Source organism: Delftia sp. DS1230, assembly GCF_040112715.1.
Lineage (GTDB): Bacteria > Pseudomonadota > Gammaproteobacteria > Burkholderiales > Burkholderiaceae_C > Comamonas > Comamonas tsuruhatensis.
In genome coordinates this window covers 2,179,265-2,203,895 of the sequence record NZ_CP157763.1, presented here as the reverse complement: position 1 = coordinate 2,203,895, position 24,631 = coordinate 2,179,265, and the positions used below count along the sequence as shown (strand labels likewise).

Here is a 24,631-nt window from a genome sequence, read left to right as displayed (position 1 = left end):
TTGCGGCCAGCGCGGCCGCAATGCCTTCCGACAGCCTGTTTGCCTCCGAATTGCCATGTTCAGTACCGCCTTCCTCGACATCCCCCCTCTTTCCCGCGCGCAGGGCACGGTGAGCCTGCCAGGCTCCAAGAGCATCTCGAACCGCGTGCTGCTGCTGGCAGCGCTGAGCCAGGGCACGACCGTGGTCCACGACCTGCTTGACTCGGACGACACGCGCGTCATGCTCCGGGCCCTGCAGCAACTGGGCTGCACGGTGGAGCCCACCGCCATCACCCTCGGCCAGCCTGTGCGCATCACCGGCCTGGGCGGCGTCCTGCCCTCCGGCGCCAGTGCCGAGCTGTTCATGGGCAACGCCGGCACGGCCATGCGGCCGCTGACGGCAGCCCTGTCCGTGCTGGGCGGCGACTTCCAACTCAGCGGCGTGCCGCGCATGCATGAGCGCCCCATCGGCGATCTGGTCGATGCGCTGCGACAGCTCGGCTGCCGCATCGACTATCTGGGCAACGAGGGCTTTCCTCCGCTGCACATCCGCAAGCCCGATTTCTCGCAGCTGCCGCACAGCCCCATCCAGGTGCGTGGCGATGTCTCCAGCCAGTTCCTGACCTCGCTGCTGATGGCGCTGCCGCTGCTGGCCACCACGCGCGACATCACCATCGAAGTCGTGGGCGAGCTGATCTCCAAGCCCTACATCCATATCACGCTGGAGTTGCTGGCCCGCTTCGGCATCGCCGTGCACAACGAGAACTGGCAGCGCTTCACCATCCCGGCCGGCAGTCGCTACCGCTCGCCGGGCGAGATCCATGTCGAGGCAGACGCCTCGTCGGCCAGCTACTTCATCGCACTGGGCGCCATCGCCTCGGACAGCGCCGAAGGCATCCGCATCCTCGGCGTGGGCCTGGACTCCATCCAGGGCGATATCCGCTTTGTCGAGGCCGCGCGCGCCATGGGCGCCGAGGTGGAAGGCGGCCCCAACTGGCTGCGCATCCGCCGTGGCGCCTGGCCGCTCAAGGCCATCGACCTGGACTGCAACCACATCCCCGATGCCGCCATGACGCTGGCCGTCATGGCCCTGTATGCCGATGGCACGACCACGCTGCGCAACATCGCAAGCTGGCGCGTCAAAGAGACCGACCGCATCGCGGCCATGACCAAGGAGCTGCGCAAGCTGGGCGCCGAAGTCGAGGAAGGCGCGGACTTCATCCGCGTCACACCACCCGCATCCACCGCCGCATGGCGCGCGGCCAGCATCCACACCTACGACGATCACCGCGTGGCCATGTGCTTCTCGCTGGCGGCCTTCAACCCGGCCGCCCTGCCGGTGCGCATCGAAGACCCCAAGTGCGTCGCCAAGACCTTCCCCGACTACTTCGAGGCCCTGTTCTCGGTCTGCGAGACCGCCCGTGCCCGCATCCCCGTGATCTGCATCGATGGCCCCACCGCCTCCGGCAAAGGAACCATCGCCGCCGAGGTGGCCGAGGCCCTGGGCTACCACCTGCTGGACTCGGGCGCGCTGTACCGCCTCACAGGACTGGCCGCGTCGCGGGCCGGCATGGTGCTGGACGAATCCCACGCCCCGCAGATTGCCGCGCTGGCGCGCGCGCTGCCCGTGCGCTTTGATGCCGAGCAGCGCATCTGGCTGGGCGACGAGGATGTCACCCTGATCCTGCGCAGCGAGGAGTCGGGCATGAACGCCTCGCGCGTCTCGGCCCTGCCGGCCGTGCGCGATGCACTGGTGGACCTGCAGCTGTCCTTCCAGCAGCTGCCGGGACTGGTCGCCGACGGCCGCGACATGGGCACGGTGATCTTTCCCCATGCTCCCCTCAAGGTCTATTTGTCGGCCTCCGCCGCCTGTCGCGCCGAGCGCCGGCATAAGCAGTTGATTTCCAAAGGAATTGCCGCTAACATAAGCGCCCTTCGGGCAGACCTTGAAGCACGCGATGCGCGGGACATGAACCGCAGCGTTGCACCGCTCAAGCCCGCCCAGGATTCCATGCTGCTTGACAGCTCCGAGCTTTCCATCGAAGAGGTGGCAGAGCAGGTGCTTTCATGGTGGCAGGAACGCCAGCCGTTCGGCCGCGACTGATTGCCAGTTGCGCCGCACGGTCGGCAACCCGCCCTCAGGGCCCAGACATGGCGGCACCGCCCCGTGTACGGCCCGAGGTTCATAGGCTCCAACCCCGTGGTTGAACCCACAACACCTCCGCAAACAGTCCTAGAAACGCTTGGCAATGGTGCCAACGGAAACCTGTTTGCGGGCAAGGAAATACATGTCTGAATCTTTTGCCTCCCTGTTTGAAGAATCGCTGCAACGCACGGAAATGCGTCCTGGCGAGGTCATCACCGCTGAAGTCGTGCGCGTCGAGCACAACTTCGTCGTCGTGAACGCTGGCCTGAAGTCGGAAGCCTATGTGCCGATCGACGAATTCAAGAACGACCAGGGAGAAATCGAAGTCCAGGTGGGCGACTTTGTGTCGGTCGCCATCGGCTCGATCGAAAACGGCTACGGCGACACCATCCTGTCGCGCGACACCGCCAAGCGCCTGGCCTCGTGGCTGGCTCTGGAAAAGGCCCTGGAATCGGGCGAATTCGTGACCGGCACGACCTCCGGCAAGGTCAAGGGCGGCCTGACGGTGCTGGTCAACGGCATCCGCGCCTTCCTGCCCGGTTCGCTGATCGACACCCGTCCGATCAAGGACCTGACTCCGTACGAAAACAAGACGATGGAGTTCAAGGTCATCAAGCTGGACCGCAAGCGCAACAACGTGGTGCTGAGCCGCCGCGCCGTGGTCGAAGCCTCGATGGGCGAAGAGCGCGCCAAGCTGATGGAAACGCTGAAGGAAGGCGCCATCGTTCAAGGCGTGGTCAAGAACATCACCGAATACGGTGCGTTCGTGGACCTGGGCGGCATCGACGGCCTGCTGCACATCACCGACATGGCATGGCGCCGCGTGCGTCATCCTTCGGAAGTCGTGCAGGCTGGCCAGGAAATCACGGCCAAGATCCTCAAGTTCGACACCGAGAAGAACCGTGTCTCGCTGGGTCTGAAGCAAATGGGCGACGACCCGTGGATGGGCGTTTCGCGCCGCTATCCCTCCAGCACCCGCCTGTTCGGCAAGGTCACGAACATTGCCGACTACGGCGCGTTCGTCGAGCTGGAACCCGGCATCGAAGGCCTGGTGCACGTCTCCGAAATGGACTGGACCAACAAGAACATTGCTCCGACCAAGCTCGTGACTCTGGGTGACGAAGTCGAAGTCATGGTGCTGGAGATCGACGAAGACAAGCGTCGCATCTCGCTGGGCATGAAGCAGTGCAAGGCCAACCCCTGGCAAGAGTTCGCACAGAACACCAAGCGCGGCGACCGCGTCAAGGGCCCGATCAAGTCGATCACCGACTTCGGCGTGTTCGTGGGTCTGGCTGCCGGTATCGACGGCCTGGTGCACCTGTCCGACCTGTCCTGGAACGAGCCCGGCGAAGCTGCCGTGCGCAATTACAAGAAGGGCCAGGAAGTCGAAGCCATCGTGCTGGCCGTGGACGTCGAGCGCGAGCGCATCTCCCTGGGCATCAAGCAGCTGGACAGCGATCCCTTCACGACCTTCGTGACTGTGAACGACAAGGGCCAGATCGTGTCGGGCAAGGTCAAGACGGTGGACGCACGCGGTGCTGAAATCGACCTGGGCGAAGACATCGTCGGCTACCTGCGCGCTTCGGAAATCGCCGTTGACCGCGTGGAAGATGCCCGCTCGGTGCTGAAGGAAGGCGACGAGATCACCGCCGTGGTGGTCAATGTGGATCGCAAGACCCGCAACATCCAGCTGTCGATCAAGGCCAAGGACCAGGTTGACCAGCAAGAAGCCATGGCTTCCCTGTCCGCCCAGTCGGCCAAGGAAAACGCCGGCACGACCAGCCTGGGCGCCCTGCTGCGCGCCAAGCTGGACAACTCCGACAAGTAATCAGCAGCCAGTCTGCTGACCGCTGAAGGTCGGATGCGACGGGTGCCTCCGGGCGCCCGTCGCCATTTCAACCCCTGATTCCTATCCTTGATGACCCGATCCGATCTCGTCGAAGAACTCGCAGCACGCTTTGGCCAACTGAGCCAGCGCGACGCCGAGCAGGCCGTCAAGACGATTCTTGACGCCGTCAGCGATGCCCTGGTGCGCGGCCATCGCATCGAAATCCGCGGCTTTGGAAGTTTCTCGGTCAACCACCGCCCGCCCCGCATGGGCCGCAATCCCCGCAGCGGCGAGGCCGTCCACATTCCGTCCAAGCGCGTGCCGCACTTCAAGCCCGGCAAGGCCCTGCGCGAAGCCGTGGACCTGCGCCCCGGCGCGGCGCCCGACACGGTTGCCGCCAGCTCCGCAGGCACCGGCCCTGCCGCCTGAAAGCCGGCTTGCCGGCTGCGCGCACTGCAGCCGTCGTCACCGCCAGGCTCTAGAATCGTTCCCGTCACACAAGGGAACACATGAAGTACTTCCTGTGGCTGCTCAAGGCGGCCATTTTTTTTACGCTGTTCGCCTTCGCACTGAACAACCAGCAGGACGCGACGGTGCACTTCTTCTTCGGCACCTCCTGGACTGCGCCGCTGGTACTGGTGGTGCTGGCCGCCTTCGCCCTGGGCCTGATCGTGGGCGTGCTGGGCATGGTGCCGCGCTGGCTCAAGCACCGCAATGCCGCGCGCTCGACCCAGGGCACCGCGCCTGCAGCCGAAGGAGCGGCGCCAGCCACGGCGCCCAAGGCGCCCCCCTCCCCCATCCTGCCGGGCGATGTGCATGGAATTTGATCTGAGCTGGATACTGCTGGGCCTGCCCGTGGCCTTCGTGCTGGGCTGGCTGGCCTCGCGCTGGGACCTGCGGCAGATCCGCGCCGAAAACCGCCAGGCACCCAAGGCCTACTTCAAGGGATTGAACTTCCTGCTCAACGAGCAGCAGGACAAGGCCATCGACGCCTTCATCGAAGCCGTGCAGAACGACCCCGACACCTCGGAGTTGCACTTCGCCCTGGGCAATCTCTTTCGCCGCCGCGGCGAATACAACCGCGCCGTGCGCGTGCATGAGCACCTGCTGTCGCGCGGCGACCTCAGCCGCGTGGACCGCGACCGCGCCCAGCACGCGCTGGCCCAGGACTTTCTGAAGGCAGGCCTGCTCGATCGCGCCGAGGACGCGCTGCGCCGCCTGGAAGGCACGGCCTTCGAGGCCGAGGCCCGCCTGGCCCTGCTGGCCATCTACGAGCGCTCGCGCGACTGGACACAGGCCGCCGCCATTGCTCGCCGCATGCAGGATGCCAACCAGGGGGACTTCAGTGGCCGGCTGGCGCACTACCTGTGCGAAGACGCCCAGTCCTTGCTCACGCAGGGCCAGCAGGCCGAGGCGCTGCAGCGGCTGCAGCAAGCCATCACCACAGCACCCCAGGCTGCGCGACCGCGCCTGGAGCATGCCCAGCTGCAGCATCGCATGGGGCAATCGGCCCAGGCCTTGCAAACGCTGGAAAGCCTGGCCGAGCAGTCCCCCGCCGCGCTGCCGCTGGCAGCCCAGTTGCTGGTGGACATCGCAGCCGCCACGGGCCAACGCCAGCATGTCCACCAGCTGCTCAGCCAGCAATACACCCAGGCACCTTCGCTGGACCTGCTGCAGGCGCTGGTTGCGCTGGACGCTCAAATTGAAGAACAGAGCACCGATGGTGAAACCAAGGCACCGGGACGCGCCCGCCTGGTCCAGCATCTGGACCGGGAACCTTCCCTGGTGGCTGCTGCGCAGTGGCTGGCTGGCGAGAAACTGTCCGAGGAGCAATACCACCCAGCCGTGCAACGCGCGCTGGACCACGCCGCCAAACCGCTGACCCGCTATCGCTGCGCGGCCTGCGGCTTCGAGGCGCGCCAGCATTTCTGGCACTGCCCCGGCTGCCAGAGCTGGGACAGCTACCCGGCCCGGCGCGTCGAGGAGCTGTGATGGGCCGGGGTGGCGAAAGGCGGCCCTATCCCCGGCATCGCGTCACCCCCATTGGCAAACCCGGCATGGCCAGTGTATTTTCAGAGTATTCCTAGAAACCGCCCTGGAGGGCGCGTGGCCATTGGCTTTGGGTGCGTGCGGCCGTGCCTGCGCCGGCCTCCTGGAGCCCGCGACTGCCTGGCGGCACGCCAGAGGCCTGCATAAGATGCTTCTGGGTCGCAATGTTGCGGCCCTCAACATTGAGGGATCAGGAGGTTTGTATGTTCAGAAAATTGATGGCTGGCTTCATTGCGCTGCTGTGGTCCGTGATGGCTTTGGCCGCTGTGGAAGCCAACAAGGCGAATGAAGCCGAACTGACATCCATCAAGGGCATAGGCCCGGCCATGTCGGCACGCATTCTCGAGGAACGCAAATCAGCCCCCTTCAAGGACTGGCCCGACTTCATCGCACGGGTCAAGGGTGTGGCGGAACCGACAGCCACCAAGTTTTCGGGCGAAGGCCTGACTGTCAACGGCAGCAGCTACAAAGGCCACAGCGCCAAGCCTGATGCCAAGGACACTGCGGCCAGGGGGGGCAAGGACACGGCGGCCCAGGGCACCAAGCCGACCAAGGAGCAGGCGGCAAAGCCGGCCACTCCAGCCAAGGCCGGCTCGGCCTCCTGAAGACGCGAACTGTCTCTATCCAACCCGCTTCGGCGGGTTTTTCATGCGTACGACCCTCGGGGTATGCGCGGCCATAGCCTGAAACATGCTCAGGTTTTCATAGCGAAGCAAAAAACCTTGCCCGTAAAATGGACCGCCCATGCCCCTGATCACCCTCATACTCCTACCCTTCATCGGCAGCCTGATTGCCGCAATGCTGCCCGCCAATGCACGCAATACGGAGTCGACTCTGGCCGGCGTGATCGCATTGGGCTGTGCCATACAGACCGCATTGCTGTTTCCACAGATCGCCGATGGGGAAGTGCTGCGCCAGGAGATCGAGTGGCTGCCGGCACTGGGACTGAACCTGGTGATCCGCATGGACGGCTTTGCCTGGATGTTCTGCATGCTGGTGCTGGGCATAGGCTCGCTGGTCGTGCTGTATGCGCGCTATTACATGTCGCCGGCCGATCCCGTGCCGCGCTTTTTCTCGTTCTTTCTGGCCTTCATGGGCGCGATGGCTGGCGTGGTGCTGTCGGGCAACATCATCCAGATTGCCTTCTTCTGGGAGCTGACCAGCCTCTTCTCCTTTCTTCTGATCGGATACTGGCACCATCGCAAGGATGCACGCCGCGGCGCGCGCATGGCGCTGACGGTGACGGGCACGGGCGGCCTGGCCATGCTGGCCGGCATGCTGGTGCTGGGCCACATCGTGGGCAGCTATGACCTGGACAACGTGCTCATCGCCGGCCAGCAGGTGCGTGACCACCAGCTGTACCTGATCGCCCTGGTGCTGATCCTGCTGGGCGCGCTGACCAAGAGTGCGCAGTTCCCCTTCCACTTCTGGCTGCCGCACGCCATGGCCGCGCCCACGCCGGTGTCGGCCTATCTGCACTCCGCCACCATGGTCAAGGCCGGCGTGTTCCTGCTGGCGCGCATGTGGCCCGTGCTCGGTGACACCGATGCCTGGTTCTGGCTGGTGGGCGGAGCCGGCGCGGCAACCCTGCTCATCGGCGGCTATCTGGCCATGTTCCAGCACGATCTCAAGGGATTGCTGGCCTATTCGACGATTTCCCACCTGGGCCTGATCACGCTGCTGCTGGGCCTGAACAGCAAGCTGGCCGCCGTGGCTGCGGTGTTCCACATCATGAACCACGCGACCTTCAAGGCCTCGCTGTTCATGGCCGCGGGCATCGTCGACCATGAAAGCGGCACGCGTGACATCCGCCGGCTTTCGGGCCTGCGGCACATGATGCCCATCACGGCCACGCTGGCCTGCGTGGCCAGCGCGGCCATGGCGGGCGTACCGCTGCTCAACGGCTTCCTGTCCAAGGAAATGTTCTTCGCCGAGACCGTCTACCTGGATGCCGCTCCCTGGGTGCGCACGGCCTTGCCGGTGGCCGCCACGGTGGCGGGCATGTTCAGCGTGGCCTACTCGCTGCGCTTCACCATCGACGTCTTCTTCGGCCCCAAGGCCACCGACCTGCCGCACGACCCGCACGAGCCTCCGCACTGGATGCGCGTGCCCGTCGAGCTGCTGGTGCTGGCCTGCCTGGTGGTGGGCATGCTGCCGGCGTGGGCGGTGGGCAGCTTTCTCGCAGCGGCCGCCACGCCCGTGGTCGGCGGCGACCTGCCCGAGTACAGCCTGGCCATCTGGCACGGCTGGAACATGCCCTTGATCATGAGCCTTGTGGCGTTGATTGGCGGCATCCTGCTGTACATGCTGCTGCGCTGGCAGCGCCAGGCCGGCCATATGGATACCGCGCCGCTGGTGGGCACGCTCAGCGGCCAGCGTGTTTTCGAGAATCTGCTGGCCCGCCTGTCCCTGCTGGGCCGCTGGTCGCGCCGGCGCCTGTCCACCATGCGCCTGCAGTGGCAGATGCTGTGGCTGGTCTGCACCGCCGTGCTGGCGGGCGTTCTGCCCCTGTGGCTGCAAGGCATCAAGCTGGGCGACCGGAGCATGCTGCCGCTGTCGCCCGCCTTCGTGATGCTGTGGGCCGTGGGCATTCTCTGCGCCCTGGGTACGGCCTGGAAGGCCAAGTACCACCGGCTGACGGCGCTGATCATGCTGGGCGGCGCCGGGCTGTGCACCTGCCTGACCTTCCTGTGGTTCTCGGCGCCTGACCTGGCGCTGACCCAGCTGGTCGTCGAGGTCGCCACCACGGTGCTGATGCTGCTGGGCCTGCGCTGGATGCCCAAGCGCGACAAAAGCCTGCACATTCCCGTGCTGTCCGCCGAGCTGCGCGCCCGCTCGCGCCGCATGCGTGACCTGCTGCTGTCGCTGGTTGCAGGTGGCGGCATGGCCTGGCTGGCCTTCGCCATGATGAGCCGCCCCTTCTATGACGGGGCCTCCACCTTCTTCCTGGAACATGCGCTCAGCGATGGCGGCGGCACCAATGTGGTCAACGTCATGCTGGTGGACTTCCGGGGCTTCGACACCTTCGGCGAGATCGTGGTGCTGGGCATCGTGGCCCTGGTCGTCTATGCGCTGCTCAGGCGCTTTCGCCCGGCCCGCGAGACGCTGGACCTGCCCGAGCAGCAGCGCTACATGCCTGGCGATCTGCAGACCGATCTGTTCAATCCGCGCAACGCAGGCGATACGGCCGTGGGCTACCTGATGGTGCCCGCCGTGCTGGTGCGGCTGCTGCTGCCGTTTGCCGCCCTGGTTTCCGTCTACATCTTCATGCGTGGCCACAACGAGCCCGGCGGCGGCTTCGTGGCCGGCCTGGTGTTCTCGGTCGCCTTGCTGATGCAGTACATCATCTCAGGCACGCAGTGGGTCGAGGCCCACCTGCCGATCTTCCCGCGCCGATGGATCGGTGTCGGCCTGCTGTTCGCACTGGGTACCGGCATGGGCTCCATCGTGGCCGGCTATCCCTTTCTCACCAGCCACACCTTCCATATGACCCTGCCAGTCGTCGGCGACGTGCATCTCGCCAGCGCCCTGTTCTTCGACATCGGTGTGTTCTCGCTGGTGGTCGGCGCGACCATGCTCATTCTGACGGCCATCGCCCACCAATCGGTACGCAGCCACCGCTACCACGCCCGTCTGCTGGAGGAGCAGCAGCAACAGGCCGAAGAGGCCGAAGCCGCCGTGCAGCAGGCCACCGCTGCAGCGCTTGCACGAGGAGGTTTCTGATGGAAGTCGTGCTTGCCATTGCCATCGGCGTACTGACGGGCTCGGGCGTGTGGCTGCTGCTGCGCCCACGCACCTACCAGGTCATCATGGGCCTGGCCCTGCTGTCTTACGCAGTCAACCTGTTCATCTTCAGCATGGGCCGCCAGGGCCTGGCCATCGACAAGGAGCCCGTGCTGCGCGCCGGCGTGCCGCAGGATCTTGCGCACTATGCGGACCCCATGCCGCAGGCGCTGGTGCTCACGGCCATCGTGATCGGCTTTGCCATGACGGCACTGTTCCTGGTGGTGCTGCTGGCCTCGCGCGGCACCACGGGCACCGACCATGTGGACGGAGCCCATTCCCGCACCGAGCAGGAGATGCCATGAACGAGCTGACCGCCCGTCTCATGCCGCACCTGATGCTGGCGCCCATCGTGCTGCCCATGCTTTCGGCAGCGCTGATGCTGTTGCTGCGCGAAGAGCGCCAGCGCCTCAAATTCGCTCTTGGACTGGTATCCACCCTGATGGGGCTGGGCGTGGCCGTGATGCTGATGCTGTGGACCGACCAGGCCGGCGCGCCCGTCAACCTGGGCGTCTACATGCCGGGCAACTGGCCCATGCCCTTCGGCATCTCGCTGGCACTGGACCGCCTGACCGGCATGATGCTGGTGCTGACCTATACGGTGGCCCTGGCCTCGCTGGTCTTCTCCAGCGCCCGCTGGCACCGCGCGGGGATGCACTTTCACTCGCTGTTCCAGTTTCAGCTGATGGGCCTGAGCGGCGCCTTCCTCACGGCGGACCTGTTCAACCTGTTCGTGTTCTTCGAGATCATGCTCGCGGCCTCCTATGGACTGGTCCTGCATGGTTCCGGGCGGACGCGCATCCAGGCGGGCCTGCACTACATCGCCATCAATCTTGCAGCCTCGTCGCTGTTCCTGATCGGCGTGTCCATGCTCTACGGCCTGACCGGCACGCTGAACATGGCCGACCTGGCACGTGCCATCCCCCAGGTCAGCAGCGACGACCGCGGGCTGCTGCATTCGGCCGCTGCCATCCTGGGCATTGCCTTCCTGACCAAGGCAGCCATGTGGCCGCTGAACTTCTGGCTGGTGCCGGCCTACAGCGCAGCCACCGCTCCCGTGGGCGCCGTGTTCGCGCTCATGACCAAGGTGGGCGTCTACGTGGTGCTGCGGCTGTGGACGCTGCTGTTCAGCTCCGAGGCCGGCGCCTCCGCCCTGTTCGGCAGCACCTGGCTGATCGTCGGCGGCATGCTGACCATGGCCTTCGGCGGCCTGGGCATGCTGGGCTCGCAGCGTCTGACGCATATCGCGGGCTTTGCGGCCGTTCTCTCTTCGGGCACCTTGCTGGCCGCCACGGGGTTTGGCCAGAACGCCTTGACGGCCGGGCTGCTGTACTACCTGCCCAGCTCCACCCTGGCCGTGAGCGCCCTGTTTCTGATCGCCGACGTGGTGGACCGCTGGCGCGTGGATGACGATGCGGGCGAGCCCTATGAGGATGACGAGGCTCCCTTCCTCAACGCCGAACTGCTGCCCACGGAGGGCTTCAACCTCGACGAATCCGAAGAGGTGCTGATCGGCCGCGCCATTCCCGCAGCGGCCGCCTTCATCGGCCTGAGCTTCATGCTGGCCACCCTGGTGGTCACCGGCCTGCCCCCGCTTTCGGGCTTTGTGGGCAAGTTCGCCATGCTGTCTGCCCTGCTCAACCCGCTGGGCCTGGGCAACTCCAGCGGCTTCCAGGCCGGCTGGGCCGGCTGGGTGCTGGTGGCGCTGATGATCGCCACGGGACTGCTCGCCCTGCTGTCGCTGGTGCGCGCCGGCATACGCCATTTCTGGGCGACCGAGGAGCAGAACTCGCCCTCGTTGCGTGTGGCCGAAGGCCTGCCCATCGCCGTGCTGCTGGCCTGCTGCGTGACGCTCACCGTGCAGGGTGGCCAGCTGATGGGCTACACGCAGCGTGCGGCCGATGCGCTGCTGGCGCCCGATGTCTATGTGCGCTCCGTCATGGGCACGCAGCCGGAGCCGAGCCCGGCAGAAAAGAAGGCGCGGCTGGAAGCCGGCCCCGAAGGCGCCGCGCGCGCCGCTGCCCAGGCCAGCGGCGCCCCCATGCCCGCAGGCATAGGCGATGCAGGCCCAACGGCCGGCAAGGAGGATTCCCGATGATGAAAACCCTGCTGCCCGCGCCGCTGCTGTCGGTGGCGCTGTTCCTGCTGTGGCTGCTGCTCAACCGCTCGTTCAGCAGCGGCCAGATCCTGCTGGGCGCCTTGCTGGGCCTGTTGCTGCCGCTGCTGCTGCGCGGCCTGCGCCCCTTGCCCGTGCGCGTGCGCCATCCGCTGACCATCGTGCGCCTGGGGCTGCGCGTGGTCTGGGACACCTCGGTGTCCAACTTCAACGTCGTGCGGTTCATGCTGTTTCCGGGCATGCGCAAGCACCCGGCCAACTTCGTGCGCATCCCGCTGGAACTGCGCGACCCCAACGGCCTGGCCGTGCTCGCCATGATCGTGTGCATCACGCCCGGCACGGCCTGGGCCGAGATCTCGCGCGACCGCTCCCAGCTCATGCTGCATGTGCTGGAGGTCGATGATCCCGAAGAGATCGTCCAGCACGTCAAGCGCTCCTACGAGCGCCCCCTGATGGAGATTTTCGAATGATGCCCTGGTTCCACTGGACTTTGATGTTCGCGCTGGGCCTGCTGGTCGCCGCCATGGGCTGCGCCGTGCTGCGCCTGCTCAAGGGCCCGCACGCCCAGGATCGCGTGCTGGCGCTGGACTGCATGTACCTCAACGGCATGCTGGCCATGCTGCTGATGGGCATCATCTATGACAGCACCAGCTATTTCGAGGCCGCCCTGCTGGTTGCGCTGTTCGGCTGCGTGGGCTCCACGGCCATGGCCAAGTTCCTGCTGCGCGGCGAGGTGATCGAATGATGCCGGAAACCACCACGCTGCCGCTGTGGTGCCAGATCCTGGTGGCTGTGCTGGCGCTGGGCGGCGCCATCATCGCCTTTCTGGGCTCCATGGGCCTGTGGCGCCTGGACAGCTATTTCGAGCGCGTGCATGCGCCTTCCATCATCGCCACCATGGGCTGCTGGCTGATCATGCATGCCACCTGGATCTACTTTTCCGTCAGCGGACAGAGCCTGGCCGTGCATGCGCTGCTGATTGCGGTGTTCATCTCGGTGACCGTTCCCATCACGACCATCTTCCTGATGCGTGCAGCCCTGTTCCGCGCACGCCGTGCGGGCCAGGACGTGCCGCCGCCGCTGAGCAGCGTCGTGCGCAACGAGCCGGCCGAACACCCGGACGTCTGAAGCGCAATCGGGCCTGAAAATACCCGCCGATGCGGCAGGCAGCGGCAGGCAAAAGCCCTACTGCCAACTGTCCAGCATACGAATTCGCCCACGGCTGCGTCAATGCGCCAAAGCACCCGGTGCACGAGCCCCGCGGCTATGAGTTTGTGAGCGTATAGTGCAGTCATCATCTGCGCTGGCAACGTATTTGATGGAACGGCCACAGGCGTGGCCGCCCTGGTTTTTCCTGTGTACGAGGGTTCATGCAAATCTCTTCCCCCCTGACCGATACCGATCTGGCCAACGGCTGGTCGGCCCTTCACAACCAGGCACACAACGGCATGGCATTGCAGCAGAACTCCAATCGCCTCGCCTTCGCGGACCCGGAATTCATGTTCCGCCGCGAAACCCGCGGCATCCGCATGCAGCTGGAGCTGCTCAAGCCGGACCTGGCCCAGATCGAGCGCGGCATCGAGCACACCGTCGTGGTCTATGGCAGCGCCCGCTTCGTGGACCTGGAGCAGGCCGAGCAGCAATTGGCCGACGCACAGGCCAGCGGCGATCCCCAGCGCGTTGCCTTGGCCGAGCGCGCCGTGCGCAATGCGCACCGCTATGAACAGGCCCGCGCCTTCACGCGCATCGTGGCCGCCGACAGCCTGAACCAGCCGCCCGAGGAACGCCTCTACATCTGCACCGGCGGCGGCCCCGGCATCATGGAGGCGGCCAACCGGGGCGCCCATGACGTGGGCGCGCCCAGCATCGGCCTGAACATCGAGCTGCCGCACGAGCAAAACGGCAACCGCTTCATCTCGCCGGACCTGAGCTTCAAGTTCCACTACTTCGCCCTGCGCAAGATGCATTTCATGATGCGCGCCAAGGCCCTGGTGGCCTTCCCCGGCGGCTTCGGCACGCTGGACGAGCTGTTCGAGGTGCTGACCCTGATGCAGACCGGCAAGACGCATTCGGTGCCCGTGATCCTTTTTGGCACCGAGTTCTGGAAGCGCCTGCTCAACATCGACCTGATGATCGAGGAAGGCACGATCTCGCCCAAGGACCTGCAGCTGTTCCGCTATACCGATGATCCGGTCGAGGCCTGGGCGCTGATCAAGCAGTTCCACGCTGGCGGCTGGTAAGCCGCAGCGGCCGGCAGGCCGCCACCGCATCGCAAGGCGATCTGCGCACCAAGGCGCAGGTCGCTTTTTCTCATTCCGGCTTGCGCGGCGTCAGCCCCATGAACCAGGCCGTGCGGATGCCCGAGGCCACGGCCGCGCCCACCACCCAGAACAGGGCCGAGACGCCGATCAATGCCCCCGCCGAGCCGAACAGCACGGGCATGGCCACGCTGGAGGCATTGATGGCCATGAGCCGCAGGCCCAGTGCCTCGCCATGGCGGTGCTCGGGCGTGATCTGGTGCAGCATGCTCATGACCATGGGCTGCACAGACCCCAGCGAAAAACCCAGCATCACCGAACACATGCCCATGGTCAGCGCCGAGTCCATGAAGGGGTACAGCGCAAAGACGAAGGCGGTGATGGCCATGGCACCGGAGATCACGGCGCCTTCGCGCAGGCGCTCGGCCACCAGCGGCATGGCCAGGCGGATGGCGGCGGCCGCCACGGCAAAAATGCCCAGCAGCGTGCCGATGACCGAGGCACTCAGGCCCTTCTCATGGCCCAGCAGCGGCAGCACGAAGGTGTGCACGTCCCAGCATGCGGACTGCAGCCAGTTGACCAGCAGCAGGTTGCGGAAATTGCGGTCGCGCAGCAGGTCCCAGGCATGCTGCTTCGGACCGCCTATGGGCGCGCGCACGGGCGGCAGCTCCTGCGTGTGGCGCACCCAGCTCCAGGCCAGCACGGGCACCAGGGCCAGCAGGCCGAAGGCGACGCGGTAGCCCATGGTGCTGCCCTCGCCGCCAAAATTCGCGTGATCGATCAGCAGCCCGGTGCTGAAGGGCCCGATGAAGTTGGAGATGGCCGGGCCTATGGCCAACCAGCTGAACACCTTCTTGAGCGCCACCGCATCGTGGGTGACACGGCCCGCATGGCGCTGCACGGCAATCACCACGGCGCCGCTGGCTCCGCCCGTCAACAACGCCGCAAGGCATAGCACCGGATACAGCGGCAATGCCAGCGCCAGCGCGCAGCCCCCGCTGGCCGCCAGCATGGACAGGAAAAACGGCTTGCGAAAACCATGCTTGTCCGCGAAGCGCCCGGCCGGCAGCGCCAGGAACACCTGGGTCAGCGCGAACAGCGCCAGCAAGATGCCCACGGCCGCCGCGCTATAGCCCTGCTGCAGGGCCAGCAAGGGCGCTGCCAGCCGCATGCCGGCCATGGTGGCATGCACGCTGACCTGCGCCATGATGACCTTGAACAGGGCCAGGTTCATCTCAATCCTGCTCCGACCCCGGCTCCATTCCGGCCGCAGCGTCCTTGTCATCCGGCAGGCCGGGCCGCGCTGCACTAGAGGTCGGCGCGGGCAGCTCCTGCACGTCGCGCAGCTGGCGCTGGATGGCGCGCGTGCGCACGCCCACCTGCTCGAAGCGCTTGGCCGCCGCGTCTATGGACTTGCGCGTGGCATCCACCACTTCGCCGAACTTGGCGAACTCGGTCTTGACCTGGCCGAGCACCGCCCAGACCTCGGACGAGCGCTTTTCGATGGCCAGCGTCTTGAAGCCCATCTGCAGGCTGCTGAGCATGGCGGCCAGGTTGGCCGGGCCGGTGACCATCACGCGGCAGCCGTTTTGCACGGCCTCGACCAGGCCGGGGCGGCGCATGACCTCGGCAAACAGGCCTTCGGTGGGCAGGTAGAGCACGGCAAAGTCCGTGGTGTGCGGCGGGCTCACGTACTTGCCGTGGATCTTGCGCGCCTCGAACTTGATCGATGCCTCGAAGGCATTGCCTGCCGAGACAATGGCCGCCTTGTCCGCCGCATCCTGGGCGTCGAGCAGGCGCTGGTACTGCTCCACCGGGTACTTGGCGTCGATGGGCAGCCAGACCGGCGTCTCGTCGCTGCGTCCGGGCAGGCGGATGGCGAACTCCACCATGTCGTCGCTGCCGGGCACGGTCTTGAGGTTGCGCGCGTACTGCTCGGGCGTGAGCACGTTCTCGATGATGGCGCCCAGCTGCAGTTCGCCCCAGGTGCCGCGCGTCTTCACATTGGTCATCACGCGCTTGAGATCGCCCACGCTGCCGGCCAGCGTCTGCATCTCGCCCAGGCCCTTGTGCACCTGCTCCAGCCGGTCGCTGACCAGCTTGAACGATTCGCCCAGGCGCTGCTCCAGCGTGGCATGCAGCTTCTCGTCCACCGTGCGCCGCATCTCTTCCAGGCGCGCCGCATTGTCCGACTGGATGGTGGCCAGCCGCTCGTTGAGCGTGCCGCGCAGCTGCTCGGCATGGACCTGGCTGGATTGCGCCAGCCCCCCCAGCTGCTGCTGGATGTCGTTCTTGAGGGAGTCCAGCGTGCTGCGCGTGGTCTGCGCCAGCGCCTCGAAGCGCTCCTGCACATGGGCGTTGAAGCGCTGCGTGCTTTCGCCCTGGGCCTCGCGGGCCTGGGCGCTGTCGGCGGCCAGCCGCACGGTGAGCCGGCCCAGTTCCATGCGAAAGGCTGCCAGCGCCTCGCCCTGCTCGCGCCGCGCCGCCTGGGCATCGAGCTGGGCCTGGGCCAGATGGGCCTGCAGCTGCTGCGAGACGCGGTCCAGCCCGCCATCGCTCTTGGCCACGGCCATCTGCGTGGCCTGGGCACCGCGCTCGAGCTGCTGCAGCCGCACGTCCAGCATCTGCAGCGCCTGCAGCACCTGCTGGGGCGCCACCCCGTCCTCGCGCTGCGCCGAGCGCCTCCACAGCAGCCACATCACGGCCGCCTGCCCCAACAGCAGCACGGCCCAGGCCGCCCACCACACTCCGGATATCTGGGTCAAGATTTTGCTTGCGCTCCATGCAGCGGGAAGCGGCCACGGCCAGCCGTCCCGCGATTGTCACAACACGGTGTTCAGGCCTTGGCGCGCGCGCCGGCGGCCGCCGCTTCGGGCTGGTTCACGGGCGTGCGCGGGCCCTTGCCGGACAGGAAGTCGATCAGGTTGTCGGCCGCCAGCTCGGCCATGGCGCTGCGCGTGCCCATGGTGGCGCTGGCGATGTGCGGGGTCAGCGCCACGTTGGGTACGGTCAGCAGGCCGGGATGGACCGAGGGCTCGCCCTCGAACACGTCCAGGCCTGCTGCAGCAATGGTCCTGTCGCGCAGTGCCCTGGCCAGCGCCGCGTCATCGACGATGCCGCCGCGCGCGATGTTGATCAGCGTGGCCGTGGGCTTCATCCGGGCGATCTCGGCCGCGCCTATGGTGTGGTGGTTTTCCTTGGTGTAGGGCAGCACCAGCACCACATGGTCGGCCATGGCCAGCAGTTCATCCTTGCCCACGTAGCCGGCCTTGCATTCGGCTTCCAGCTCGGGCGACAGGCGCGAGCGGTTGTGATAGACCACCTTCATGCCGAAGCCATGCGCCCCGCGTTTGGCGATGCCCTGGCCGATGCGGCCCATGCCGATGATGCCCAGCGTGCTGCCGTGCACTTCCGAGCCGGCAAACAGGTCGTAGCGCCAGGAGTTCCACTTTCCGGCGCGCAGGTAGTGCTCGCTCTCTGTCACGCGGCGGGCCGTGGCCATGAGCAGGGCAAAGCCGAAATCGGCCGTGGTCTCGGTCAGCACGTCGGGGGCATTCGTGCCCTGCACACCTGCAGCCGTCATCGCAGGCACGTCGAAGTTGTTGTAGCCCACGGCCATGTTGGCCACCACCTTCAGGCGCGGGCAGGCGGCCAGCAGCGCCGCATCGATGGTCTGCGAGCCCGTGGTCAGCACGCCATCCTTGTCCTGCAGATGCCGGGCCAGTTCCTGCGGGCTCCAGACCACGTCATCCTGGTTGGACTCGACCTCGAAGTGCTGCTCCAGCTTGCGCACCACTTCGGGCGGGATGGCACGGGCGATCAGGATGCGGGGTTTGCTTGCCATGTCTGTCTCTTTCCTTGTCTTGGCGTTAGGCGGTTCTTCAGCGGAACCAGATGAAGCTCATCAATACGAACAGCGGCACCAGAATGCACAGCGACCAGGCCATGTAGCCGAAGAAGCTGGGCATCTTCACGCCGCGCTCCTCGGCAATGGCCTTGACCATCAGGTTGGGCGCATTGCCGATATAGGTGTTGGCGCCCATGAACACCGCGCCCGCCGAGATGGCGGCCAGCGTCGAGGCCATGGCCGTCATCATCTGAGCGGCGTCTCCGCCCGCCGTATTGAAGAACACCAGGTAGGTCGGCGCGTTGTCCAGGAACGAGGACAGCAGGCCCGTGGCCCAGAAATACATCAGCGGATCGGGCGTGCCGTCGGCGCGCGTCACGGCCCCCACAATGGCGCCGAAGGGTCCGGCCGTTCCCGCCTTGAGCATGGCGATCACTGGAATGATGGTCAGGAAGATGCCCGCGAACAGCTTGGCCACTTCCTGCATCGGCCCCCAGCCAAATTCATTGGCCTGGTGCACGCTGCGCGGCGTGAGCCTGAGGGACAGCACAGTCACGGCGACGAGGCCCGCATCGCGCACCAGACCCGGCAGGCCCACATGCGTGCCGGCCAGCACCAGGCCGGCATCGGTACGCCACAGGCCGCTCATCAGCACCAGTGCCACCACGGCCAGCAGCAGCACGAAGTTCACGCCGCCATCAAAACCCAGGCGGCTGGCGCGGCCCAAGGCATCGACGCTGGGCGTGGGATCGGGCAGATCCGCTTCGCCGGCCTTGCGCAGCAGCCAGGCATCGATCGCGTAGAACAACGCCAGCAGCGCACCCACCAGGAACAGCGTCTCGGTGAAGATGTGACGTACCGTCCAGAAGAAATCCACCCCCTTGAGAAAGCCCAGGAACAGCGGTGGATCGCCCAGTGGCGTCAGCGAGCCGCCGGCATTGGAGACGATGAAGATGAAGAACACCACCACATGCACCTGGTGCCTGCGGTTGTCGTTGGCGCGCAGCAGCGGCCGGATCAGCAGCATCGAGGCGCCCGTGGTCCCCATGAAGCTGGCCAGCACGGCGCCGATCGCCAGAATGGCCGTGTTCAGCCCCGGCGATCCCTTGAGATTGCCGCGCACATAGATGCCGCCCGACACCGTGTACAGCGCCGTCAGCAGGATCACGAACGGCAGGTATTCGGCCAGCAGGGCATGCACCAGGTTGGCCATGGCCGCGCCCACGCCGAACACCGCCGCGAAGGGCAGCAGAAAGACCAGCGCCCAGGCGGCCGTCACCTTGCCGAAATGCCGGTGCCAGAAATGGGGCGCCGCCAGCGGCATCAGGGCGATGGACAACAGCATGCCCGCAAACGGCACGCCCCAAAGTACCGAAAGCTGGCCGCCGTCGATATCGGCGGCCAGGGCCCAGGATGGCGCGCAGGTGGCCAGCAGCGCCAGCAATCCGCGCAATGCCTTCATGGTCCCGTCTCCTCTTTGTTCTCTATTCACTGTCCCCTCCTGGCGGCAGGTGGTGCCGCAATCAAGCCTGCGCCGCAGGCGGCGCAATCTCGAACACCTGGCGCAGGTAGGCCAGGTACTTCTCGTCATCGCACATGCTTTTGCCCGGCGTGTCCGAGAGCTTGGCCACGGGCTGGCCGTTGCAGCGGGTCATCTTGATGACGATCTGCAGCGGCACATGGTCGGGCGCGTCGCCCAGGTCGTTGGTCAAGTTGGTGCCTATGCCGAAGGCCAGCTGGCAGCGGCCATGGAAGCGCTGGAACAGCTCGATGGTGCGCGGCACCGTCAGGCCGTCGCTGAAGATCAGCGTCTTGGTCAGCGGATCGATGCGGTTGGCACGGTAGTGGGCCAGCAGCCGCTCGCCCCACTCGAACGGGTCACCGCTGTCGTGGCGCGCACCGTCGAAGAGCTTGCAGAAGTACAGGTCGAAATCGCGCAGGAAGGCCGACATGCCGTAGACGTCCGACAGCGCAATGCCCAGGTCGCCCCGGTATTCGCGCGCCCAGGATTCGAAGCCGAAGATCTGGCTGTCGCGCAGGCGCGGGCCCAGGGACTGGCAGGCCTGCAGGTATTCATGCGCCAGCGTGCCCAGGGGCCGCACGCCCAGCTTCATGGCGTACAGCACATTGCTGGTGCCGGCGAACTGGCCTTCGGACTCCACGGATGTGCCGGGCCGGCCCAGGCGTGCGCACAGCACGCGCAGCACCTCTTCATGCCAGGCCCGCGAAAAGCGACGGCGCGTGCCGTAGTCGGCAATCTTGAGCTGCTCCAGGCCGGGCTGCTGCAGCAGCGCAATCTTGGCGTCGAGACGGCGCCGGCCTTCCGGAAAATCGGGCACCGGCTGGGTGTTGCGGAAGTACACCTCGTTGACGATGGCCAGCACGGGAATCTCGAACAGGATGGTGTGCAGCCAGGGCCCGCGGATGGTGATGTCGATCTCGCCATTGGGCAGCGCCTGCACCGTGATGCATTTCTCGTTGAGGTGGAACAGGCCCAGGAAATCGACGAAGTCGCTCTTGATGAAGCGCAGCGAGCTCAGATAGGCCAGCTCCGCGTCCTGGAAACGCAGGCTGCACAGCGAGCGGATCTCGGAGCGGATCTCGTTCACATAGGGTGCGAGCTGCACGCCGGGGTTGCGGCACTTGAAGCGGTACTCGACCTGTGCTCCGGGAAACTGGTGCAGCACCACCTGCATCATCGTGAATTTGTACAGGTCGGTATCGAGCAGGCTGGTGATGATCATGGACAGAGCCGGGCGGTAAGCGCCCCAGCGGTCAGATGGCAGACAGCTTTCGAGTGTAGGCCATACACACGCTGCCGCGCTGCGAGCGGGCGCCTTGCATGCGCCCCGAACGCCATCAGCCGCGCAGCAGCGGCTCCAGCACCTGTCGCAGCGCCTGCGGAATCTGGGCAGGCCGGCGCGTATGCCGGTCCACATAGACATGCACGAAATGCCCGGCCGCCGCCGTCAATGGCTCGCCCTGCGCGAACAGCCCCACCTCGTAGCGCACGCTGGAGCCACCGATGCGGGCCACCCGGATACCGGCCTCCACCTCCTGCGGGAAGGCCAGCGGCGCAAAGTAATTGCATTGCGTCTCTATGACCAGGCCTATCGTCTCGCCCGCGTGGATATCCAGCGCGCCCTGCTCGATCAGATGGGCATTCACCGCCGTATCGAACCAGCTGTAATACACGACGTTGTTGACGTGCCCGTAGACATCGTTGTCCGACCAGCGCGTGCTGATGCGTCGGAATGCCGCATAGGCCGAACGGGGCTGCGGCGCGGGGCGGCTCGGGGGCGATTCATTCATGGCGGCCATTGTGCCGCCGGCCGAATGCGCCCTGTCCCCAGCCACTGTCGCCATCACGACGCGCACTGCTGCCAATCACTCGCCAAGCGAGTAAGCATGCAAACCGAAAAATGTCGTCAAACCGACATAAAACCAATTCAAAATCAAAGACTTACAAAAAACCCACAGCTTTGCCGATTTTTTTGCTGCACCGCAGCATCAGGTACTTGATTCCTTTTTGGCAATCCCTACAATAAGACCCATGCTGCACTGCAACATGACACTCAGTCAGGTCAGCGCAGGCAATTCCCCGTAACCCGAGACCCCTGTGGTCCGTTTTTCTGGAGACTGACATGAGCTTGACCCCTGACCAAATCCTGAGCGCACAAAAGGCCAACCTGGAAACCCTGTTCGGCCTGACGAGCAAGGCCTTCGAAGGCGTTGAAAAGCTGGTGGAACTGAATGTGACCGCCTCGCGCGCCGCACTGAACGAAGCCGCCCAGCACACCCAGGCCGTCCTGAGCGTGAAGGATGCGCAGGAACTGCTGTCGCTGCAGGCCAACCTGTTCCAGCCCCTGGCTGAAAAGACCGCTGCCTACAGCCGCCACCTGTACGACATCGCCAGCGGCACCGGTGCCGAGCTGGCCAAGGCCTTCGAAAGCCAGGCGTCCGATCTGCAGAAGAACTTCAGCGCCCTGGTGGACACCACCGCCAAGAACGCACCCGCAGGTTCCGAAACCGCCGTGGCCGTGATGAAGAGCGCCGTGTCGGCTGCCAACAATGCCTTCGAGTCGGTGCAAAAGGCCGTCAAGCAGGCTTCGGACCTGGCGGAAGCCAACTTCACGGCCGTGACCAACACCGCCAGCGAAGCCGTCCAGTCGGCCCAGACCCGCAAGCGTTGATCACGCCGTCTTACAACAGGGTTGCGTGCAAGAATTAGTGATTACCCTCATAATTGCATGCATCCCGGGTCGCAAGACCTGACCAGTTGTCTCCTTGGATCCTCTCGAAACCCCCGTTTCTGGATCCTTTCAAAACCCAGTCCTTGGACTGGGTTTTTTTTTCGCCTGCCATGGCCTGTTCATGGTTTGAGCCTGCGCATGGCCAAAGCCACAATGGCCGATGCGGCCAGCTGCATTGCGGCCACTCCATAAAGGCCCGCGCCGACACCACCGGTCCACTGCTTGGCCCAGCCCATCATGAACGGCGTGGCAAAGCCTGCGAGATTGCCTACCGAATTGATGAAGGCAATGCCCGCAGCAGCCGCTGTGCCGGTCAGAAACGAAGCTGGCATGGCCCAGAACACCGGGAAGGCGCCCAGCACACCAATGGCAGCAATGCTCAAGGCCACCATGGCCAGCACCGGGTTGCCCATGGGGGCGCCAGTCAGCGCAAGCCCGACAGCACCGACCAAGGTGGCACCCGCGCAATGCAGACGGCGCTCGCGGGTGGCGTCGGAATGTGCCCCGTTGATCACCATGGCCGCCGTGCCAAGCATGAACGGAATCGCCGACAGCAGGCCGATGTGCAACGCACTGTGCACACCCAGCTCACGCACCAGCGAAGGCATCCAGAAGGCCAGCGTGGCATTGCCGCCCACGATGCAGAAGTACGCCGCCGTGCACAGCCACAGCGCGGGCAGACGCAGTGCCTGCATGAAGCTTGCATGCTTGCCCGCACCCTGCCGCTCGGCGTCGAGTTGCATTTCCAACGCGCTTTTCTCTGCCTCGGACAGCCAGTGAGCCTGGCAGGGCCTGTCGGGCAGCCATGCCAGGACCACCAAGCCAGCGATCACCGAGGGAATGCCTTCCAGGACGAACAGCCACTGCCAGTTTCGCAGAGGGGCCACTGCCTCCATTCCACTCATGATGAGCCCAGCGATGGGCCCGCCCACCACGCCCGCGATGCCGAAGGAAGTCATGAACCATCCGTTGATGCGGCCTCGCCTGGCAGCCGGAATCCAGTAGGTCAGGTAAAGCATGACGCCCGGGAAAAACCCCGCCTCGAACACACCGAGCAGGAAGCGCAGCGCATAAAAGGCCTCGGGCGTGGTCACAAAAGCCATGCCCATGGACGCCAGCCCCCATAGGATGGTGATGCGCGCCAGCGTCTTGCGCGCACCTATGCGCTGCAGCAACAGATTGCTGGGGACCTCGAAGAGAAAGTAGCCGATGAAGAAGATGCCTGCGCCCAGTCCGTAGACAGCCTCACTGAATCGCAGGTCCTGCAGCATCTGCAGCTTGGCAAAGCCGACATTGACACGGTCTATCCAGGCCAACAGAAACAGGAAGACAAGAAAGGGGATCAGCCGCCATGCAACCTTGCGATGCACGGCGTCCGAATCGAAAGCCGGCGCTTGGACCAGCGCCTGGGGCAAAGGCAACTGCGGAGAAAGAGCGTCCATGATGGGTGGTTCCTTGGTAGGTATGCCTGCACAAGACATCCCCCTCGAAACAGCGAGGTCAGGATGCACGATCAAATTTTTTTGATTTCTATAAATATATTTTTGATCGCGCAAATAACTTATATACCCCGGGACTTCCCGCAGATGTCCTGCCTGCGCCCTCGTGCGCTCAAGCCAGCAGGTGCTTGGGCAGGGCCGCGATGAACGACGCGAAACTGGCCGAGCCCTGGCCAGGACTCATGTGCCGGGTCATCAGGGAGGCCGCCCGCGAAGCATCCTGCGCCTGGACTGCTTCGACCATTTCTCCATGCTGAGCCCAGGACAGGGCCGTCTGGCCAAAGGCCGAAAATGCATGGCGTCTGTAGGCACCGGTGCGTGAACGCATACGCAGGATCTCCTGCCGAAGATAGGGATTGCGCGCCCCCTGGTACAGCGCCTCGTGGAAGCGCCGGTTGTGCTCCTGCCAGGCTTGTGCGTCCTCTCGACGCGCCACGGCTGACGCGCGTTCATGGATGGCGGCCAGCTCCTCGCGCTCTGCTGGTGTCATGCGCTCGCAGGCCAGCCTTGCGCCTATGCCCTCCAGCTCCGCCAGCAACTCCCACATGGCCAGCAGTTGGCCCACATCCATCTTGGCCACCACCATGCCGGCGCGCGGCAGATTGACCACCAGGCCCTGGGCCTGCAACTGCAGCAGAGCCTCGCGTACGGGTGTGCGTGACACGTCATAGGTCTGCATCAGCGCCTGTTCATCCACCGCATCCCCGGGCAGCAGGCTGCCGTCGCGTATGGATTCCTCAATGGAAAGGCGGATGCGCTCAGCAGCCTTCATGGCAAGCCTCCCCTTCGCAAAAACAGAACGGATCGCCGCCTGATTTTATTTCCTTGACTTTCATAAATATATTTATGACACTCAAAATTAGATCAATGCAC

The 24,631-nt window shown here is 65.3% G+C and carries 22 protein-coding genes; 14 read left to right on the top strand and 8 right to left on the bottom strand.

Features of this window, described 5'->3' with window-relative positions:
• Window positions 1-55 precede the first annotated feature (55 nt).
• From AAN986_RS09755 to AAN986_RS09695, 13 genes are all read left to right on the top strand, one after another.
• Window positions 56-2,083, top strand: coding sequence for a bifunctional 3-phosphoshikimate 1-carboxyvinyltransferase/cytidylate kinase (locus AAN986_RS09755; protein WP_047218012.1), 2,028 nt, complete (start codon window positions 56-58; stop codon window positions 2,081-2,083).
• A 145-nt stretch (window positions 2,084-2,228) separates the two neighbouring features.
• Entirely contained in the window at window positions 2,229-3,953 is a 1,725-nt protein-coding gene (gene rpsA / locus AAN986_RS09750; RefSeq protein ID WP_255247313.1) for a 30S ribosomal protein S1, read from the top strand.
• 90 nt (window positions 3,954-4,043) lie between these two features.
• Window positions 4,044-4,382, top strand: a complete 339-nt coding sequence (locus AAN986_RS09745; protein WP_017404723.1) for an integration host factor subunit beta — start codon at window positions 4,044-4,046, stop codon at window positions 4,380-4,382.
• Window positions 4,383-4,462: 80 nt separating this feature from the next.
• Window positions 4,463-4,780, top strand: a complete 318-nt coding sequence (locus AAN986_RS09740) for a LapA family protein (RefSeq protein ID WP_047218011.1) — start codon at window positions 4,463-4,465, stop codon at window positions 4,778-4,780.
• Window positions 4,770-5,945, top strand: coding sequence for a lipopolysaccharide assembly protein LapB (lapB, locus tag AAN986_RS09735; protein WP_016454366.1), 1,176 nt, complete (start codon window positions 4,770-4,772; stop codon window positions 5,943-5,945). Before AAN986_RS09740 ends, lapB begins: the two co-directional genes overlap by 11 nt.
• Before the next feature lie 260 nt (window positions 5,946-6,205).
• Complete coding sequence (locus AAN986_RS09730) at window positions 6,206-6,607, top strand: helix-hairpin-helix domain-containing protein (RefSeq protein WP_047218010.1); 402 nt, start codon at window positions 6,206-6,208, stop codon at window positions 6,605-6,607.
• Window positions 6,608-6,746: 139 nt separating this feature from the next.
• The gene (locus tag AAN986_RS09725) at window positions 6,747-9,725 is read left to right on the top strand and encodes a monovalent cation/H+ antiporter subunit A (protein ID WP_016450500.1); all 2,979 of its coding nucleotides are present in this window, start codon (window positions 6,747-6,749) and stop codon (window positions 9,723-9,725) included.
• Window positions 9,725-10,090, top strand: a complete 366-nt coding sequence (locus AAN986_RS09720; protein ID WP_016450499.1) for a Na+/H+ antiporter subunit C — start codon at window positions 9,725-9,727, stop codon at window positions 10,088-10,090. The genes AAN986_RS09725 and AAN986_RS09720 overlap by 1 nt, the downstream gene beginning before the upstream one ends.
• Window positions 10,087-11,883 (top strand): monovalent cation/H+ antiporter subunit D, encoded by a 1,797-nt coding sequence (locus AAN986_RS09715; protein ID WP_016450498.1) that lies wholly within the window; start codon window positions 10,087-10,089, stop codon window positions 11,881-11,883. The genes AAN986_RS09720 and AAN986_RS09715 overlap by 4 nt, the downstream gene beginning before the upstream one ends.
• Window positions 11,880-12,371 (top strand): Na+/H+ antiporter subunit E, encoded by a 492-nt coding sequence (locus AAN986_RS09710; protein ID WP_016450497.1) that lies wholly within the window; start codon window positions 11,880-11,882, stop codon window positions 12,369-12,371. Before AAN986_RS09715 ends, AAN986_RS09710 begins: the two co-directional genes overlap by 4 nt.
• Window positions 12,368-12,646 carry a K+/H+ antiporter subunit F gene (locus AAN986_RS09705; protein WP_012206532.1) on the top strand — a complete coding sequence of 93 codons (279 nt, stop codon included), beginning with the start codon at window positions 12,368-12,370 and terminating at the stop codon, window positions 12,644-12,646. Before AAN986_RS09710 ends, AAN986_RS09705 begins: the two co-directional genes overlap by 4 nt.
• A complete protein-coding gene (locus AAN986_RS09700) occupies window positions 12,643-13,029 on the top strand; it encodes a monovalent cation/H(+) antiporter subunit G (protein ID WP_016450496.1) in 387 nt (128 codons plus the stop codon). Before AAN986_RS09705 ends, AAN986_RS09700 begins: the two co-directional genes overlap by 4 nt.
• A gap of 242 nt (window positions 13,030-13,271) precedes the next feature.
• Entirely contained in the window at window positions 13,272-14,141 is an 870-nt protein-coding gene (locus tag AAN986_RS09695; protein WP_016450495.1) for an LOG family protein, read from the top strand.
• 70 nt (window positions 14,142-14,211) lie between these two features.
• Here AAN986_RS09695 and AAN986_RS09690 read toward each other — a convergent pair whose 3' ends face one another.
• The 6 genes from AAN986_RS09690 to AAN986_RS09665 form a co-directional block, all read right to left on the bottom strand.
• The gene (locus tag AAN986_RS09690) at window positions 14,212-15,393 is read right to left on the bottom strand and encodes an MFS transporter (RefSeq protein WP_016450494.1); all 1,182 of its coding nucleotides are present in this window, start codon (window positions 15,391-15,393) and stop codon (window positions 14,212-14,214) included.
• Between the two features lies 1 nt (window position 15,394).
• Window positions 15,395-16,885, bottom strand: a complete 1,491-nt coding sequence (rmuC, locus tag AAN986_RS09685) for a DNA recombination protein RmuC (RefSeq protein ID WP_047218088.1) — start codon at window positions 16,883-16,885, stop codon at window positions 15,395-15,397.
• 110 nt (window positions 16,886-16,995) lie between these two features.
• On the bottom strand, window positions 16,996-18,003 hold the full coding sequence (locus AAN986_RS09680) for a D-glycerate dehydrogenase (RefSeq protein WP_047218009.1): 1,008 nt from the start codon (window positions 18,001-18,003) through the stop codon (window positions 16,996-16,998).
• Window positions 18,004-18,040: 37 nt separating this feature from the next.
• Window positions 18,041-19,468, bottom strand: a complete 1,428-nt coding sequence (locus tag AAN986_RS09675; protein ID WP_047218008.1) for a sodium:proton antiporter — start codon at window positions 19,466-19,468, stop codon at window positions 18,041-18,043.
• A 61-nt stretch (window positions 19,469-19,529) separates the two neighbouring features.
• Window positions 19,530-20,750, bottom strand: a complete 1,221-nt coding sequence (gene pncB / locus AAN986_RS09670; protein WP_047218007.1) for a nicotinate phosphoribosyltransferase — start codon at window positions 20,748-20,750, stop codon at window positions 19,530-19,532.
• A 115-nt stretch (window positions 20,751-20,865) separates the two neighbouring features.
• Window positions 20,866-21,327, bottom strand: a complete 462-nt coding sequence (locus AAN986_RS09665) for a thioesterase family protein (RefSeq protein WP_017404735.1) — start codon at window positions 21,325-21,327, stop codon at window positions 20,866-20,868.
• A 323-nt stretch (window positions 21,328-21,650) separates the two neighbouring features.
• Here AAN986_RS09665 and AAN986_RS09660 point away from each other — a divergent pair, with 323 nt between their 5' ends.
• Entirely contained in the window at window positions 21,651-22,199 is a 549-nt protein-coding gene (locus AAN986_RS09660; RefSeq protein WP_016450488.1) for a phasin family protein, read from the top strand.
• 179 nt (window positions 22,200-22,378) lie between these two features.
• On the opposite strand, the gene AAN986_RS09655 is transcribed toward AAN986_RS09660, so the two are convergent.
• Entirely contained in the window at window positions 22,379-23,701 is a 1,323-nt protein-coding gene (locus AAN986_RS09655; protein ID WP_349335726.1) for an MFS transporter, read from the bottom strand.
• Between the two features lie 169 nt (window positions 23,702-23,870).
• Window positions 23,871-24,530, bottom strand: coding sequence for a GntR family transcriptional regulator (locus tag AAN986_RS09650; protein WP_016454373.1), 660 nt, complete (start codon window positions 24,528-24,530; stop codon window positions 23,871-23,873).
• Window positions 24,531-24,631 lie beyond the last annotated feature (101 nt).